The following is a 16,505-nucleotide window of genomic DNA, read 5'->3' as shown; positions in this document are numbered from 1 at the left end:
AAATTTTTACAATTTGTTAGCAGGTCTTTCTTTACCATCAGCGAAATATTGTACTATAACACGAAACGAGGTGATATTATGGGATCAAAAAGCACTAAACCTGAAGGGCATGATAAAAAGTATGGTACAAAATGCGAATTTCTGCATGACCTGACCCTTCTCAAACTAAAAAATATACCAAATCTGCATGCGTTGCCTGAAAACGAAATATACGACCTTTATTGTAAAACGTATGAAAGCTTCAAAACCGCTGTCAAAGAAAAAGAATCTTGCTGTGAACATGCTCACAAAACAGATAAATAATATTTCTCATCCGCGCCGCATCACGTTGGCGCGGATTTTTTTGCTTATTTTTCTATGTTACTCTTCTCATCAGCAATTATCTGTGTACTATAAAATATTCATACTATATATATGGCATTAAACATTTTATGTGGCAATCGTCAAGAATGGGGTATAGGATTGAGGGGCGTTACGTAGGAAGCAAACGATGCCCTACCCATTCCGGGCAGACTGATAGACTGGATGTAATTTCTTTAATGCGTTCTATATATCATACCGAAATCACTAAAAATAATATTCGCAAAAACAAAAGACTGCCATGCTAACCATTTTCCGTAAATAAAGATGCAATAATTATTTTTGCATCTTTATTTAGATTATGTGTTAGTTTGACAGTCCTTTTAAAGTATTAACTATTCCATCGATGATCGTTTAAAATTAGGGTCTGCAGTTTTATTCACTGACCGCAATCAATTTATCTTCTTTTAAAATATGTTCAACCAGCCACTCACTGACAAAGTCCAAAATTCCTATTAAATATTCATTTTGACCATCATCAATTTGTTCAACATCGATATTGTCCATTTTTTCTAAGAAATCATTATGTGCTACCTTTTGTGATAAAAATTTTTTATAACCAATCTCTTTCATATAGTCTTCTTCGGCTTGAAAATGATAAATTGTGTAATTTTTCAATTCATCAATGATCTCAATGATTTTCCCATATTTATCTGTAATTAATTGATTCCGTAAAAGATCATAACTCCTATTTGCTATTTCGAATAATTTTTTATGCTGCTCATCCACACATTCTACACCAATACTATACTCGTCTTTCCATTTTATCATAATCTAACCATCTCCTTGACTTCTTACTTATCATCATCGACAATAAAACAAAAATGAGGCAGCAAAGTGCCACCCCATCAACATCGATGTTTTTAGCTATCTGTCAAATCAATATTTTAGCTTAACAGATATACTAAATTGTAATTTAGTATACTTGAGTTTAGAAAAAAAATCAATATTATTTTACGCCGCTACTTCCTCACAGGAATCCATATCTCACATTTGTAATCTACTGAAAACATATCGCGAATGGTATCGTGTAATAAAAAAGATGGTATGCTGTTAAATTTGGATTATATACAAAAAAATTGAAAGGCGGTTATAGGTTTAGATATATTTACACAATATCTTTCCAGTTGGTGATATTTTTTTCCCAAATATAACTATAATTTTGGGCAATTTCTCGTACCGTTTTTGGCTTTTGACCCGTAAGAAGTTCAATCGCATTAGACGATACATCCATCAAGCCCTCTGCGATGCTTGCCTCATTTGTAACCATGTCATTTCCACACCATGGAACAGGTGACTGAGAATAGTCGCCGGTAGCAGTCCTTGGAATATGCACAGAATCAAGATATTCAAAGAATTCAGTATGGCTTACAGGACAGTATTCAATATTTTTTCCTGATAATTCGCTAATTAATGTCACGATATCTCTCTGTGAAATAGATTCTCCGCCACAGGCTAGGTAGGTTTTATTGTCTTTGCCTTTTCCAAGTAACAATGCAGTAGCTAATCTGGCAACATCATCTTTGGGAACAAAGGTTGCCTTTCCTTCACCAGCAGTTGTGTACCATTTATTTTCAGACATAAGTGCAAGCATTACTGATGTTGTAAGATAGTTTTCCATATAGAGATTATCCTGCATGAAATTGTAGGAAATACCTGTCTCTTCATGCTTTTCACAGATGTATTTTTCTGTAGCAGTATGGTCTGGAGTAACATATATATGTTCATACGCCGGATTGCTTGCCCCAAGAAAAGAAGTGTATGTTATATGTTTTATGCCGGCTTTGATAGCGGCATCTACTACATTTTTGTGTTGCTGTACTCTAATTTCGCCAATTGTTACAGCAGATACAATATAAAGCCTGTCACCACCTTCAAAAGCTTTTACCATTTCTTCCACGTTGTCATAATTGGCTTGTGCGACAGTGACCCCTAAACTTTCCCAGTTTATTTTCTTTTCAGGATTCAGTCGATTTAAAAAAGGACAGGTGAAAATCAGTTCTTTTGGAGATACATGATCTAACATATTTTCAGCGACTCTGCCACCGAGTTTTCCATCACATCCGGTTACGATATACTTCATTGTAAATCCTCCTCGTAAAAATTACTCTAGTATAAATATAGCAGTTCCTTACTAGAAAATGAAATTGAAAACTGTTATGATTAATAAAAGATACTTATTAAAGACAGAGGTGATTTTTTGTATTTTAAACAAATTGAATGTTTTGTCCAATTGGCAGAAACATTCAATTTTAACACGACTGCTAAATTATTATATATAAGCCAACCCGCAGTTTCACAACAAATTAAAACCCTAGAATCTGAATTTGGATTTAAGTTATTTATTAGAAATAAAAGAAATGTAGAATTGACACCTGCCGGTGTATCTTTTTATACTGATATGAAAGATGTTTTGACCAAAACGAACATTGCCATATCAAAGGCAAAAAATTATGCCATGAATTATAAAACAAATCTATCAATCTGCTATGAGGGAACATTGTTTGAACAAGAGATGATGCCTGAAATATTATCTTATTACAGGATAAACTACCCTGATATTCATTTTTATATAAAACATGCTGATTATAAGGAGTCTAAAAAATCCATTATTGATCAGAAGAGTGATATTATATTCACAGTGCAGGAAAATATCCAGTCATATTCTGAGATATCCTATTGCCAGCTTTTGAAAAGTACTTTTGTATGCGTGATTCCTAAGGATCATATGTTTGCAAAAAAGACATTCATTGGAATTGAAGACTTAAAAAATGAGACATTGATTTTACTTGATCCTATTAAATGCCCACCTGAAATGGCACGTGTGCAAAATAAAATCCAACGATTATGTCCTGATGCACCAATACTTTTTTGTGATTCGGAAATAATTTGTACCACAATGATGAAAGGAAATATGGGGATTGCATTTATGCCAAGTTTTGTAGCACCAACAGATCGATATTATCTTACAATTCCACTGGATATTACGGAAATGGTATCTTACGGGGCAGCATGGAATAAATCAAATAAGAAAAAAGAAATAAGTGATTTTATAAAAGTTGCAACATATATATTTGGAAAACACTTGGTATGAAGCTCGGATAAATTTAAAGAATTATAGAACTCAAACTTCGCAGTAAAAAAACAAGCTCTGGATAGGCTACACTAAACTGTTTGGTTGTACAATACGCTTACCATCAAACAATCTCACACCTTAGAACTGTATGCCCAATCATGATGAGATCATTACCAATGCCATACAAAAATTATATGTTGTTAAATAAAAAATGGGCACGATAACATATTCAAACATGTTATCGTGCCCACTCTCGTAAAGGCTTGATTTCATTGGTGTGACTGCCGCGATTCGAACGCGGAACCACAGCTTAGAAGAATAAATTTATCATTTTATAGGATATTTCCTATTATTATTAAGTCTATTTATTCAGCCGTTCACTTAGAGATTTTAATTCATTAAAATGTGTTGCAATGATCCGATTACATATTTCTATAGATATATCTTCTTTATAAATATGAGAAGTTAAATTCCTATCGTTTAAAATTTGTACCCATATTTCATCATTTTTTATTAAACCATAACTAAAAGCTTCTTTCATTACAGACTTCGGGCTATTAACCTCAACAAACCCTTGATCTAGTAAATATTCACGTGTTGCTTTCCAAGCAAGTTCAGTAGTAAATTCAAACCGCTGAATAACGCCATCACGAACAACACTACTGCTAGAGTTTTCGAGCTCAATTAGTGCTTCACCAAGTCGTTCAACCGCACTTTTAAAATTATGTAATTTATTTAATAATCGTTCCATAATCACAATTCCCTCTTTATTTATATTAGCTAGTAACTTTTCATCTGTATTAGTATTAATAAACACAATATCAAACTTAAGCAAAGTATCTAATTTTTCTATATCATTCATAAAATTGGCTACTTCTAAGCTTGATTCATCCTTACTAAAGATTGCTAAGTCAATATCGCTACTGCTTCTAAAATCGCCTCTTGCTCTTGATCCAAACAAGATGATTTTGTAAATATTAGGGTAATTAAAAGCAATCATTTTTATTTTGTCCATTAATTGCTCCATAATATATCCGCCCTCCACGCTACAATCAATTAGCATTATTATACCACAATTATATCCAAGACTACAGCCAGATTCCAAGCATGATTCTATCAGTCTGGTCGTTAATGCGATTGAATTCAAGCAACGTTTCACCTTGGCACTATGAAACAAATTTGTGCAGTCTAAAAAAAATTGCAATTTACAAAAGTAAATTGCAATCAACGTAACACACAAACAAATATTTATTTCATTTCAAACCCGCGTTTTTCTAAAAACTCCTTCATATGCGGACGCTGTTTTTGTTTAAGAAACGCCGCCATTCCTTCTGTCCAGCTATTGCTGCGTTCATTATTGCTTCGATCCCGATAATACTGCCGAATAACCTCATCATATTCTTGTAGCTTAACATTATCTTCCTGCGTCGAATATTCATCTTCTTTTAAAACAAGCGACAGGGGCAGGCGAGGTTTTGTACTATTTACTTGTTCCGGATACCCAAGGCACATACCAAATACAGGATACACAAGCTTGGGAAATTTAAGCAACTCACAAACTTCCTGTGGGTTATTACGTATTCCTCCGATATAAACTCCGCCTAAACCTGCTGATTCAGCGGCAATCATGACATTTTGCGCAAAGAGAGCCGCATCGACTGTTGCCATAATAAACAACTCCGTCAAACTGCTTTCAATCGTTTCATTATTCATACTGCAAGCTTTTCCCAAACGATTTAAATCTGCACAAAAGACCAGAAAAACCGGGCATGCTTCAACATAACTTTGTTCACCCGTTAAATAAGCCAACTTCGTTTTCTTTGCTTGATCTTTAATATGGATCACTGTATAGGCTTGAATATGATGTGAAGTCGATGCGTATTGGCTCGATTTGATTATATCCTGCAGCAGATTTTCATCGACGTCCTGCTCTTTAAATTTTCTAACTGAAGAATGTTTTTTTAATAATTCCATAACCTGATTCATGTTAATCCCCCTAAAAAATAAAAATAGACTTTTTTATTTTTTGATTCTTATATGCATAGTAACACTGATGCCAATTTTACCAAACAAAACACTTGTTCAACCATAAATCGTTCAATTCAATGATTTTTTTCAGTAATTTTTAAATTCATCTATTGTAACTATAGTTACAATAGCTTTTATATAAGACACCACATTCGTAATATAAGAACGCGGTGTCTATCCTTTATTTACTCTACTTGTTAGCGTATTTTTCCAACAATGTTTCCCCTCCAATACCAATACTGTCAGGATCATACTCTTCAATGAAAACAGTGAAAGAGCTTGCAGGAGAATTTGTAACCTCAACAGCTGCAGCTGTTAATTTTTCAATCAATTCCTTTTTCTTTTCTGACTGAGTTTTTTTCATTTTCATTGTAATTACTGGCACAATAACACTTCCTTTCAATTTAATTAAATAACTAGCACTGTGCTACTAATATAGTAGCATGCTATAAAATAAATATCAATAGTTTTATTATTATTTCTTCTATCCCATCCTAATATTTCATATATGTTAGGTTTTCCCTTGCGAGTCTTTAGATTTCAAAATTTTCCATTATGTATTTGCTATATAAATGGTAGCATGATATTATTTATATAGCGCAATGTCAATGTTTTACTATGAAAGAAAAGAATATTTATGCCAGTGATTACAATTAAAATAAAAAATCGCAAACTAAAAAAGAATTGATTAAAAAATCATCATAGACAAACATAAGGGGGATTAAAAATATGTCAGTTCCACATCCAGGAAAACCAGTTCGTGGCTCAAAATCAGGACTTCCTATTATGGCTCTTTTCGATCTTTTAGGTAGAAATTGGGCAATGGGTATCATCTGGAATTTGCAGAATGATTCCACTACTTTCAGAGAACTTCAGCAACGATGCGAGTCTATTTCTCCTGGAATATTAAACAATCGCATCAAAGAGTTAAGAGAAGCCGATATTGTAGAGCGTACTATTGAGGGCTATCAATTGACCCAACGCGGAAAAAAACTTATGGAATTATTGCGTCCATTTGGTGAGTGGTCACGTAACTGGTCAAAAGAAGTATTCAACTATACCAAGACACTTAGCAAGCAAACTAAGGATGATATGTAGTTAATTTTATCGAAATGTCAGATCATTATCGCAAAACTGGTGAAGATGTGATTTTACGAAATACACCTAACTTTATATTAGCAATTTCTGATAAAAATTTTACACATGGACGTGATAATACTAATTTTACTCTTGCATATGCTGAATTGTTTGCATCATACCTGAAAACTTAACAGTAACGGGCGGAATTATAGTTAGCTATTTCAAATATGGCTTTAGACGGCTGCTAAACTGCTCCCCATTGGTCGTAACTTGGCACTATTCATGCGATTCAAATTAATTCTAAACAGAAAAGTGGCATAACAAAAATCTCAATTTTTTTGCATATATTCTACCAATTTTTTCAACATCTGAAAAACAAAATCAATATGTAAAGAAGGTACTTTCTATGGTTCGTTTGCTTACACCCTTAAAAATTAGTAATCTTGATCTAAAAAACAGGTTAATAATGCCTCCAATGGCAACATCAAGAGCTGGATTACAAGGAGAAATAACTTCGCCTCTTTTACAATATTATGACGAAAAAACACGTGGCGGATACTTTGGTATGGTAATTACAGAACACACTTTTATTTCAGCAGACGGAAAATCGAGCTTCCACCAGATTTCTTCTGCTGACAACAGCATGCTTTCAGGCTTACGACAGCTTTGTGATGTCATTCACAATAATAGCTGTCCTGTTATCTTGCAGTTAAACCATGCTGGAAGCGGTACTAACATAAATGTTATTGGTTCTCAGCCGATTGCTCCATCAGCTGTTATAAATCCTTCAAAGTCAAATTTAGAGCTCCCGTGTGAACTTAAATGCGATGATATCAAAAAAATTATAAGTAATTTTGCGAATGCGGCTTTACTAGGAAAACGAGCCGGTTTCGATGGGGTTGAAATACATTCCTGCCATGGTTATTTATTAAATCAGTTTTTGTCACCACTTACCAATAGAAGAACTGATAAATATGGAGGCAATATTAAAGACAGGATTCTTATTCATCTTCAAGTACTGAGAGCCGTCCGCAATGCGGTTGGTGATGATTTTCCTATTTTATTCCGCCTTGGTGCTACTGATAATATGGATGGCGGACTTAGCTTAAATGATTGTATTGTAGCGGCAAAAGAACTAGAAAATGAAGGCGCGGATATGCTTGACATATCCGGTGGAATGTGTCGTTACACAGTACCGGACTCGGAAAAATCAGGATATTTTATTAAACAGGCAAAAGCAGTCAAAAGTGCTGTTTCAATCCCGGTCATAGTAACTGGAGGTATTAGAACAATAGAAACAGCCGAATTGCTTCTGCAAAATAATGTTGCAGATTTAATTGGCGTCGGAAGACCTGTCTTTAACGATTCAAATTGGGTTAAAAGCGCAATTAGTAAATATGCTTCGATACGGATTTAATTATTCGAAGTTTTTGAATAGTTTATCATTTGTGTTTTATGAACTTCCATGATGTGATAACTTAATGAAATCTATCGTAACATTTCTGTCTTTAATAGTATTCGAAATTGTACCTGCATATGCATCCTGGCTTCCCGCCAACACCTAACTATGCCAGTGGGATGATCTCTGACGATTTGTAAATTTACTATTGCTTTATTAAAACCTCGCCCCCTAAAGTTATAGCCTGAATTCTCAAAACACTCTACGATATCAATTTTATCCATGAGCGTTTAAGTGGTATATTGGGGAAACAAACGACCTTTAATATTGCTGAAAGGCTTTAAATATTAGCAATTCTATGATGTACAAAATTGTTTCAGCTCTATTCATATTAAAATTAGTCCTCCTGCATAATAAACAGACGCTCGGCATTTGCCGAGCTAATTGATATAATGGTTTCCTCGAACCAACTTTATAGCATTCCTCCTACTTTTTTTTGTAAAAGGATATTTATTTTTCACAAGACAAATTGGAAATTTGAGAGCAATACTTTTTCCTAATTCACCCTGGTAATCGTTAAAAACTCTTGACTTTCTCAAAATATCTCCATAATTGTAATGAAAAGAATTTGTTTTCTTTTACTACACAATTGGGGTAATTTACTTGAAACATGTCTTCATTTTGCAACTTCTACCAAGAACTATTTACACTAAGGGTTATTTTTCACACAAAATAAAAGTGTTGCACTAAATTTTTAGTGCAACACCTCAACATTTCAGCCTGTTATGCGCTCTAATTGCAAATCAAAAAAGTCCTAACGCCGCACCAACACTAGAAATAATAGCAATAATGCAGAGCACCGTCGTAGATTTCATCTTACGATTCAACAGATACAATGTAAGTAGCGTAATTGCGAGAGGAAGAAGACCTATAAGCAATTTATCAAGTACATCAGCTTGAAGTTTTAGTGCCTGCTCACCGAGTTGTAATTCTACAGGTGTAGAAAGTGTCACAAACGTTGCTGTAAGACCGCCGAGCACTATTCCACCAGTAGTTTGAGCAATACTCATTACCTTCTGAACCATGTTTCCAGACATGAGTTTTTGCAAGCCTTCACGACCAAGGAAATATCCTTTCATCCAAAGATTATATGCAATTGTAAACATAATGAGTGGCATTGCAACAATATACATGCCAACGCCGATAAGGCTACCGCCAGCAGACAGACTCAATGCGAATGATAATAGAATTGGAGTCAGTGTTCCTTGCCATAGTGTGTCCCCTATACCAGCCAAAGGTCCCATAAGTCCTGTCTTGAGCCCAGTGATCATTTGATCATTGATTGGCTTTCCTTGAGCACGCTGTTCCTCAAGTGCAATCGTCATACCACCGATGATACTGCCAAAATGCGGCTCCGTATTAAAAAACTCTAGATGACGTTTCATCGCAAGCTTAAATTCTTCAATATCTTTGCCGTAAAGTTTTCTAAGAATTGGTATTAATGCATGTACGAAACCATTTGCCATAAGGCGCTCATAGTTATAGTTGGATACATAGAAAAACATCCATAACCAAAATGATTTAACGACATCACTTTTTTTTAAGAGCGGTGTATCTCTTGTTTCATGTTTCATGTCTTCTGTCATTTTAATTCACCCCGGCTTTCACGGAAAGTTCAGTATACAAAACAGCTATAATGAAACCGAGAACAGAAATCGTAATGATTGGCAAATGTAAATATACTTGGAATATAAAGCCAATTAAGAAAAAGAGCAAGATATATTTGTTAAGAATAGCACGTAGATTCATTGCAATTCCTAATGCTGGCAATACGCCGCCAATAACAGTAAGCACATGAAGCGGTGTACCACTAAGCATAGCGATAAAATTCGTCATGAGATCTGCGCCAAAATATACGCCGAGTGCAACTGGTACTATGCAAATAAAAGCTAGGAAAAGTTGTGGTGGGACAACATTAAAGAAAATAACTTTTTTCCAATTTCCCTCTTCAGCCGCCCTATCAGCCATATGAACGAAAGCAATATCAACAGTCATGCGCAACGTAAAAAGGATTGTTCCCAAGAGCCCAATCGGCACAGCTAATGATACCGCAACCTGCGGTGATGCACCGGCTGCCATTGCAAGTGCTGTTCCAACAGTACCAGCAAGACCTGGGTCCATTGGCACTGTCCCACCTGCTGAGATATATGCTAAATATGGCAGATTAATAGCAGCACCAATAATACAACCAGTTACCGGATCTCCAAGAATAAAACCTACCATCGTACCTGCAATTAAAGGTCGATTGGCAATGGTTGCTCCCAGATTAGTCAACCATGGAGTACCATTAAAGCCTAAATAATATACGACACCAATCAGTATAGCCTGAAGTATATCAATGGACATAGAAAAACTCCTCCTTTTAATATAACAGGCTTCCACCTGTCAAATTCAATGCTTGACCCGTCATATAGGCAGAACGATCACTTGCTATAAAAATTGCCATATCAGTAAAGTTTTTATAGCTGCAAGTACGCCCCATCGGAATTGTTTTACAAAAATATGGCATCACTTCTTCCGGCTTCAAGTTGCGCTTGCGGGCATAATCGATCACCTGTTTATCCCACATTGGCGTCTGTACAACACCTGGACATATACAGTTTGCCCGAATCCCTTTTTGGGCAAATTCTAAAGCGATAGATTGTGTGAGACCAATAACTCCGAATTTACTTGCACAATAAGCCTGATATTGCGCACCGGCTTTTTTCCCCGATTGAGACGACATATTGATAATGACACCCTTGCCATTCTTAAGCATATTTTGGACTGCATTCTGGCAACAGAAAAACATACCCTTTAAATTTACGTTCATAGTCAAATCCCATACTTCTTCCGTGCACTCCAAAAACGGCAAAATTTTCGACACGCCTGCACAATTCATCCAAATATCGATTTTCTCATATGTTTCCACCACCGTTTTAGTCGCGGCATCTACAGAGTCTTTACTTTGTACATCAACTTGACATGCAATTGCCTCTCCACCAGTTGCAATAATTTCATCTGCTATTTTCTGTGCAGCCTTGCCATTTAGATCCCAAACGACAATTTTTGCGCCTTCACGCGAGAATTCCTTTGCAGCAGCAGCTCCAAGTCCACTACCAGCACCTGTTATTACAGCAATTTCATCTTTTAAAACCATAATATTCTGTCCTCCTTGTTGCTTTATTTCTATATAAAAAATTACAAGTAACTCTTTACATCAACTTCCGCCTGATCTGGAATAATATGAATTACAACCTCAATTCCTTCATGTATGATACTGCGCAAGCTTTCTTTTTCAGTCTCAGAAGCTGCAATATTTTTATAGAATTTCGTGCGTTTTGGATTTACCCCCATGCCGCCTATAATAACTTTTTTAATCGGCACACCTTCTTTAATAAGAAATAAATATACTTCTGGATCTTTTGCCAACATAAGAATCCTATCTGTATCTGAAATTTCTTTTAATTTTTCTGGTGCATCTTTGCAGAAAAAAATGTCTAAATTCACGGCCTCTGGTACTGCCATACGAATAATAGACTTTAAGAAATCATCCCCTGCTGTTGCATCATCGACAATTACAATATGATTTCCCTTTACGAATTGCATCCAAGCTGTCATGACTTGTCCATGGATTAAACGATCATCGATTCTTGCTAAAACAATATTGGGCATTTTATTTTCCTCCTTATTTGTTTTCTATACCTTTCATTTCTTTAAAGAACTCTTTTATCCCATCTTTACCGATTTGCATTGCAGTTTCTACTAACTTATCCAGTACTATTCCACGCATACGATAACTGAATATTTCGATAAGCATTGGCAAATTCACGCCAGAAATCAAACGATATTTATGTTCTTTAAGTTCTGGTAAAAGCATCGCAGACTGATTATACGGACTCGCCGAAAACAAATCTGTCAGAACCAACACGCCATCACCTGTATCAAGTTTGATAATGGCATCCTTGATTTCATTTCTAAATACACCAATATCATCACCATGTTTCAGGCTCAATGTTTTATATTGTTCTGGTTCTCCCATAATAAGAGTCACACTATCTAACATTCCTTCTGACATTCTCCCATGAGTTGCTATAAGTACACCAACCATAAATTTATCACCTCCTGTTTTATATTATTGCAAGTGTCGTGCCAATCAATCTATATCATGTGTGTCACAATAAAAACATTTCCATGTTCCTTGAATTATAACTATATATTTTTCTAAATAAACACACTTTATTCCAAGTCTGTGTTATAATAAATTCATTAATTTTGCAAATGTGTGTTTTATAATTGCAATCTATGTCACAATTTAAATTTCGTCCTTATAAATATCAACACACATTGTTGAGAGAAGGGATCTTTTTTATGTCAAAACTACCATTTCGAAAAGAGCGCATATTTAAATTTATCCTAGAAAAAAGCCAGCAACTTTTAAGTGGAGAACTACCTGACACAATAATATCCGGTTTCGAAACCACCTGGGTCAGTGAACAGCTGGGAATTAGCCGCGATAATGTAAGCCGCGAACTAAATCAGCTGCATCGAGAAAAACGTTTATTAAAAATCCATGGCAAACCTGTTCTCTTCTTAGCAATCCAACCTGTTGCGAAATATTTTGCAAAACCATTTTCTATTGACACCTTTTCTAATTTAGCAGATTTTCAGTCAATGTTTACACCTCCTGAAAAAGCTCTTCTTACATCAAGACCAACATTATTAGAACCTATTACACAACCTGCTATATCGTCGCCCCTGATTCAATCCCCTGACTCCCCCTTCATGCACCTTATCGGTTATGACCGCAGTCTAAAGACTGCTATCAAACAAGCTAAAGCTGCTATTTTATATCCACCACATGGACTACACAGTCTCATTATTGGACCTACTGGCGGTGGCAAAACTACTCTTGCTCGTGTAATGTACACCTATGCCCAACAAACACAACGTTTACTTCCAAATGCTCCTTATATTATCTTCAATTGTGCCGACTATGCGGGCAATCCACAACTTTTGCTCTCACATCTTTTTGGGCATAAAAAAGGCGCCTTCACAAGTGCGTCTGCTGACCATATGGGGCTTGTCGAAAAAGCCAACCATGGTATACTTTTTTTGGATGAAATCCACCGTCTACCGCCTGAAGGACAAGAAATGCTCTTTTCTCTTATAGATCGCAATCAATACTACCGACTAGGAGATTCTGATAACATACGCGAAGCACAAGTCCTCATTTTTGCAGCTACCACGGAAAGACCAGACACCTCCATATTACAAACCTTTCTGCGCCGCATTCCAAACCTGATTCAACTTCCAGATTTAGAAGATCGGTCTCTCGACGAACGTTATGATCTGATTAAACTTTTTTTTCAAAAAGAAACAAAAAATATGGATAAAGAAATTCATGTTTCCGCAGAAATTTTAAAGCTTTTTCTTATCTATGACTGTCCTGGTAATATCGGTCAATTAGAAAATGATATCAAACTCATCTGTGCTAATGCGTTCGTAAATTTCATCACCGAAAAAAGTTCAAAAATCCATATCAAGCTTTCCCATTTACCCGCTCAGTACTTGAAATCGCTTGACGTACTAGCCACCAAGCGAACGAACTTAAATTCATCTTTTGATTTGAACCGTCTAACAGATGTTTCATTTTCTCCAAATCAACCTATTTATGCACCGCCTGAAGAAGAGCCACAAACTAACTTTTATCAAATTCTACTTAATAACTCGAAAAAATATTTTGCCGAAGACCTTTCCTTACATACGATAAAAGAAATATTTAATAACCAAATCATGAAATACTTTGATTATACCGAAAATAAAGAAACACTTGAGCTCGCTATTTCCGACGAGACGGCGTTCCTAAAAATTATATCACCACAAATTTATCACCTATTGAAAGAATCAGTAATTAGTATCGAAAAAGATTTCGAACTAAAAATCCCCCCACCCGTTTTTCATGGACTAGTTCTACATGTCGAAACTATGCTGGAACGCATCAAAAATCACAAACCTCTTAGTCTACCAAAAAACAATATAGCTATCAATGAAAAAGATATATATTATCAAATTTCCACAAAAATTATAAAATATCTCGCAGAACATCTACAGATTGAAATTCCGAAACAAGAAATCATCTTGATTTCTCTTTGTCTACAAACCTTAGATATTAATAAAAAAGTTGCCCATGTTGGTGTTTTAGTCCTTACTCACGGCTATTATGCAGCTACTGATTTCGCCGAAGTTGCCAATCGGTTACTCGGAGTCCAACATGCCCATGGTATCTGTATGCCACTAGAAGAAAAAGTTAGCCAGACTCTAGAACGTGCCACAAAACTCGTAGAAAAAATTGATGAAGGTAAGGGCGTATTATTACTTGCTGATATGGGATCTCTGACAACATTTGGTGACCTCATATCCAATGCTACCGGTATAAAGACCAATACATTACGGATGGTAACAACCCCAATGGTCATCGAAGCCACACGCAAAGCACTACTACCATTGACTACATTGGATCAATTGACTCATGAAGTTGAAACTCAAAGCAACTATATTGGTCTGAATGTTGCTGTACCCAGTCCAACAAACCTGATCGCTGAAAAATTTCATTTTGATTCAGAAAAGATCACTAAACTTATCGAAAATGTTTTAGTATTTATTGATGCACGTAAAGCAATTCCAGTACTTGAAAATGTTTTTTATGATATTACAACTCAATTAAACTACACGCAAGAAGCCAGTTTATATGTAAAATTTATGTTTCATACCGCATGTATGCTCGAACGTTCAATTCGTAACGAACAACTCGAATATAAAAACTTGCAGCTTTTGCTTACACGCCATTCAAACATATATGCTGTAATCAAAGATAGTTTTTCAATTCTTGAACGGACCTACGGCATAACCATCCAAGACAGTGAACTTGGCTATATTACAGAAATTTTTGCTATAACAAGTATAAACTTTTCTCTTGCTTAATTTCAGTAGGATTCAACCAATCTCTTTTAGCAGTATAAAAGTTTGGTGAATTTCTTTCTATCGGGAAGAAATCTGCTTACAAATTATTGATATTCGACAATATAAATCACTTTCGATGTAAATATTGAAAATATAAAAAGTATATTATTGAATACAGTAAAATGCAAGAGGCTGTCGCACGTTACAAAAACTTGCGACAGCTTTTTTTTTGCAAAAAAACTCCCAGGCTTTTAATCGCCTGAGAGTAGGTGTAAAATTTAAGTATGCAAAAACCAAATATTACACAAAAATATTATACAACTTTTAGGAGTCCTTATCAATTGTATCTTCCACTGAAAACTCTATTCATAAAAAAACGTCCTTGCAACAACAAGAACGATCGAAAGGAATTGATCCTATGGATTTTACAAAAATAAATGAACTTCGTGCAAAACTAAAAACAATGCGCCCATTAAACACTGATGAACTGAAACGGTTACGCGATGAATTCATTATTGATAATACTTACAACTCAAATGCAATCGAAGGAAATGTTTTAACTCTGGAAGAAACAGCACTTATTCTTCAACTAGGTATTACTATTGCGGAAAAGCCAATCAAGGATCATTTGGAAGCAATCGGCCATAAAGATGCTTTTGAATACATCATTCAACTGGCTGATGATGAAACCAACCTCACTGAACACGTCATCAAAACTGTTCATTCCCTTGTACTTATAAATGATGCAAACAACCGTGGAATCTACCGTAGCCTACCAGTGAAAATCATTGGTTCTGAGCATATACCACCTCAACCCTATTTAGTGGCGGTACAAATGGAAGAACTTGTCCAAGATTACACAAAAATGCAACAAGAAAAGCATATCATTGAAGCAATTGCTGAATTTCACCTGCGCTTTGAAAGTATCCATCCGTTCATTGATGGCAATGGTCGTACTGGGCGTCTTCTTATGAATCTGGAACTTATCAAAGCCGGTATGATGCCAGCAGTCAATATTAAATTTACAGATCGTCTTAAGTATTATAATACCTTTGATGCGTATCGCAACGGCAATGATATCGAAGCAATGACGACTCTTATTGCCAATTATGAAGTTGAGGAATTAGAAAAAAACATTCAAATTTTGGCTCAATAATACAAAAAGACCATCCAAAGATGGTTATGAGCAGTGGCTCCAATCAGTCATAGCCAGCATGTTGAGAATTCCAAATGCTTTTTTAAAATAACAAAAGGCTGTCTCATTTTTTTATTGAGACAGCCTTAATTTTTTATCATCGTTGCACACTTTTATAAAATAAAAAACGCTCCCGAACCTCGGAAGCGGTGTATTCATTGGTGCGACTGCCGCGATTCGAACGCGGGACCCACGGCTTAGAAGTGCGAAAAATGGGCATCACCAGCCCTAACAATCCAGTAAAATCAGCACTTTGTTTCTCGTAAACTCTCAAAAAGCACATATTAAAACCTATTTTTTATAGACTATTGCACACCTATTGCACACCTCAAAAGTTTAACAAAAGCTTTGACTAATACACAATT

General features: G+C 35.5%; 17 protein-coding genes. 7 read left to right on the top strand and 10 right to left on the bottom strand.

Going from position 1 to position 16,505, the window contains the following annotated elements:
* Positions 1 to 78 precede the first annotated feature (78 nt).
* Complete coding sequence (locus F606_RS0111510; RefSeq protein ID WP_019554043.1) at positions 79 to 303, top strand: hypothetical protein; 225 nt, start codon at positions 79 to 81, stop codon at positions 301 to 303.
* A gap of 432 nt (positions 304 to 735) precedes the next feature.
* Here the strand turns inward: F606_RS0111510 and F606_RS0111505 are convergent, their stop codons facing one another.
* Positions 736 to 1,131, bottom strand: coding sequence for a bacteriohemerythrin (locus tag F606_RS0111505; RefSeq protein WP_019554042.1), 396 nt, complete (start codon positions 1,129 to 1,131; stop codon positions 736 to 738).
* Positions 1,132 to 1,468: 337 nt separating this feature from the next.
* Positions 1,469 to 2,443, bottom strand: coding sequence for an NmrA family NAD(P)-binding protein (locus tag F606_RS0111500; protein WP_019554041.1), 975 nt, complete (start codon positions 2,441 to 2,443; stop codon positions 1,469 to 1,471).
* 117 nt (positions 2,444 to 2,560) lie between these two features.
* On the opposite strand from F606_RS0111500, the gene F606_RS0111495 reads away from it, so the two are divergent.
* Entirely contained in the window at positions 2,561 to 3,454 is an 894-nt protein-coding gene (locus tag F606_RS0111495; protein ID WP_019554040.1) for a LysR family transcriptional regulator, read from the top strand.
* Positions 3,455 to 3,797: 343 nt separating this feature from the next.
* Here the strand turns inward: F606_RS0111495 and F606_RS22720 are convergent, their stop codons facing one another.
* From F606_RS22720 to dmpI, 3 genes are all read right to left on the bottom strand, one after another.
* Entirely contained in the window at positions 3,798 to 4,463 is a 666-nt protein-coding gene (locus tag F606_RS22720; protein ID WP_019554039.1) for an HI0074 family nucleotidyltransferase substrate-binding subunit, read from the bottom strand.
* A gap of 221 nt (positions 4,464 to 4,684) precedes the next feature.
* Positions 4,685 to 5,422 (bottom strand): oxygen-insensitive NADPH nitroreductase, encoded by a 738-nt coding sequence (gene nfsA / locus F606_RS0111485; protein WP_019554038.1) that lies wholly within the window; start codon positions 5,420 to 5,422, stop codon positions 4,685 to 4,687.
* A gap of 232 nt (positions 5,423 to 5,654) precedes the next feature.
* Positions 5,655 to 5,849 carry a 4-oxalocrotonate tautomerase DmpI gene (gene dmpI, locus F606_RS0111480; protein WP_019554037.1) on the bottom strand — a complete coding sequence of 65 codons (195 nt, stop codon included), beginning with the start codon at positions 5,847 to 5,849 and terminating at the stop codon, positions 5,655 to 5,657.
* 344 nt (positions 5,850 to 6,193) lie between these two features.
* Between dmpI and F606_RS0111475 the strand changes: the two genes are divergently transcribed.
* The 3 genes from F606_RS0111475 to F606_RS0111465 all read left to right on the top strand — a co-directional run bounded on the left by F606_RS0111475 (position 6,194) and on the right by F606_RS0111465 (position 7,961).
* Entirely contained in the window at positions 6,194 to 6,562 is a 369-nt protein-coding gene (locus F606_RS0111475; RefSeq protein ID WP_019554036.1) for a winged helix-turn-helix transcriptional regulator, read from the top strand.
* 14 nt (positions 6,563 to 6,576) lie between these two features.
* Positions 6,577 to 6,735 (top strand): nitroreductase family protein, encoded by a 159-nt coding sequence (locus tag F606_RS23480; protein WP_019554035.1) that lies wholly within the window; start codon positions 6,577 to 6,579, stop codon positions 6,733 to 6,735.
* A 215-nt stretch (positions 6,736 to 6,950) separates the two neighbouring features.
* The gene (locus F606_RS0111465) at positions 6,951 to 7,961 is read left to right on the top strand and encodes an NADH:flavin oxidoreductase (RefSeq protein ID WP_019554034.1); all 1,011 of its coding nucleotides are present in this window, start codon (positions 6,951 to 6,953) and stop codon (positions 7,959 to 7,961) included.
* A 785-nt stretch (positions 7,962 to 8,746) separates the two neighbouring features.
* Here F606_RS0111465 and F606_RS0111460 read toward each other — a convergent pair.
* From F606_RS0111460 to F606_RS0111440, 5 genes are read right to left on the bottom strand one after another with little or no spacing between them, the layout of a single operon-like run.
* Complete coding sequence (locus F606_RS0111460) at positions 8,747 to 9,589, bottom strand: PTS system mannose/fructose/sorbose family transporter subunit IID (RefSeq protein WP_019554033.1); 843 nt, start codon at positions 9,587 to 9,589, stop codon at positions 8,747 to 8,749.
* Between the two features lies 1 nt (position 9,590).
* On the bottom strand, positions 9,591 to 10,349 hold the full coding sequence (locus F606_RS0111455) for a PTS mannose/fructose/sorbose/N-acetylgalactosamine transporter subunit IIC (RefSeq protein ID WP_019554032.1): 759 nt from the start codon (positions 10,347 to 10,349) through the stop codon (positions 9,591 to 9,593).
* 16 nt (positions 10,350 to 10,365) lie between these two features.
* Positions 10,366 to 11,142, bottom strand: coding sequence for an SDR family NAD(P)-dependent oxidoreductase (locus tag F606_RS0111450; RefSeq protein WP_019554031.1), 777 nt, complete (start codon positions 11,140 to 11,142; stop codon positions 10,366 to 10,368).
* Positions 11,143 to 11,183: 41 nt separating this feature from the next.
* Positions 11,184 to 11,657, bottom strand: a complete 474-nt coding sequence (locus tag F606_RS0111445) for a PTS sugar transporter subunit IIB (protein ID WP_019554030.1) — start codon at positions 11,655 to 11,657, stop codon at positions 11,184 to 11,186.
* A 13-nt stretch (positions 11,658 to 11,670) separates the two neighbouring features.
* Complete coding sequence (locus tag F606_RS0111440; RefSeq protein ID WP_019554029.1) at positions 11,671 to 12,093, bottom strand: PTS sugar transporter subunit IIA; 423 nt, start codon at positions 12,091 to 12,093, stop codon at positions 11,671 to 11,673.
* A gap of 260 nt (positions 12,094 to 12,353) precedes the next feature.
* Between F606_RS0111440 and F606_RS0111435 the strand changes: the two genes are divergently transcribed.
* Both F606_RS0111435 and F606_RS0111430 read left to right on the top strand, forming a co-directional pair.
* Positions 12,354 to 14,966: a sigma-54-dependent transcriptional regulator gene (locus tag F606_RS0111435; RefSeq protein WP_019554028.1), complete on the top strand. Its 2,613-nt coding sequence runs from the start codon at positions 12,354 to 12,356 to the stop codon at positions 14,964 to 14,966.
* Between the two features lie 397 nt (positions 14,967 to 15,363).
* Positions 15,364 to 16,101: a Fic family protein gene (locus F606_RS0111430; protein WP_019554026.1), complete on the top strand. Its 738-nt coding sequence runs from the start codon at positions 15,364 to 15,366 to the stop codon at positions 16,099 to 16,101.
* Positions 16,102 to 16,505: the final 404 nt, after the last annotated feature.

Origin of the sequence: Propionispira raffinosivorans DSM 20765, from assembly GCF_000381065.1 — a bacterium.
Lineage (GTDB): Bacteria > Bacillota > Negativicutes > Selenomonadales > Selenomonadaceae > Propionispira > Propionispira raffinosivorans.
Note: the sequence above shows the minus strand (reverse complement) of the source record. Positions and strands in the feature narration are given on the sequence as shown.

Coding starts and splice junctions, on each gene's coding strand:
- F606_RS0111510 (WP_019554043.1), top strand. CDS start 79: ATGGGATCAAAAAGCACTAAACCTGAAGGGCATGATAAAAAGTATGGT.
- F606_RS0111505 (WP_019554042.1), bottom strand. CDS start 1,131: ATGATAAAATGGAAAGACGAGTATAGTATTGGTGTAGAATGTGTGGAT.
- F606_RS0111500 (WP_019554041.1), bottom strand. CDS start 2,443: ATGAAGTATATCGTAACCGGATGTGATGGAAAACTCGGTGGCAGAGTC.
- F606_RS22720 (WP_019554039.1), bottom strand. CDS start 4,463: ATGGAGCAATTAATGGACAAAATAAAAATGATTGCTTTTAATTACCCT.
- nfsA (WP_019554038.1), bottom strand. CDS start 5,422: ATGAATCAGGTTATGGAATTATTAAAAAAACATTCTTCAGTTAGAAAA.
- F606_RS0111475 (WP_019554036.1), top strand. CDS start 6,194: ATGTCAGTTCCACATCCAGGAAAACCAGTTCGTGGCTCAAAATCAGGA.
- F606_RS23480 (WP_019554035.1), top strand. CDS start 6,577: ATGTCAGATCATTATCGCAAAACTGGTGAAGATGTGATTTTACGAAAT.
- F606_RS0111465 (WP_019554034.1), top strand. CDS start 6,951: ATGGTTCGTTTGCTTACACCCTTAAAAATTAGTAATCTTGATCTAAAA.
- F606_RS0111460 (WP_019554033.1), bottom strand. CDS start 9,589: ATGACAGAAGACATGAAACATGAAACAAGAGATACACCGCTCTTAAAA.
- F606_RS0111455 (WP_019554032.1), bottom strand. CDS start 10,349: ATGTCCATTGATATACTTCAGGCTATACTGATTGGTGTCGTATATTAT.
- F606_RS0111450 (WP_019554031.1), bottom strand. CDS start 11,142: ATGGTTTTAAAAGATGAAATTGCTGTAATAACAGGTGCTGGTAGTGGA.
- F606_RS0111445 (WP_019554030.1), bottom strand. CDS start 11,657: ATGCCCAATATTGTTTTAGCAAGAATCGATGATCGTTTAATCCATGGA.
- F606_RS0111440 (WP_019554029.1), bottom strand. CDS start 12,093: ATGGTTGGTGTACTTATAGCAACTCATGGGAGAATGTCAGAAGGAATG.
- F606_RS0111435 (WP_019554028.1), top strand. CDS start 12,354: ATGTCAAAACTACCATTTCGAAAAGAGCGCATATTTAAATTTATCCTA.
- F606_RS0111430 (WP_019554026.1), top strand. CDS start 15,364: ATGGATTTTACAAAAATAAATGAACTTCGTGCAAAACTAAAAACAATG.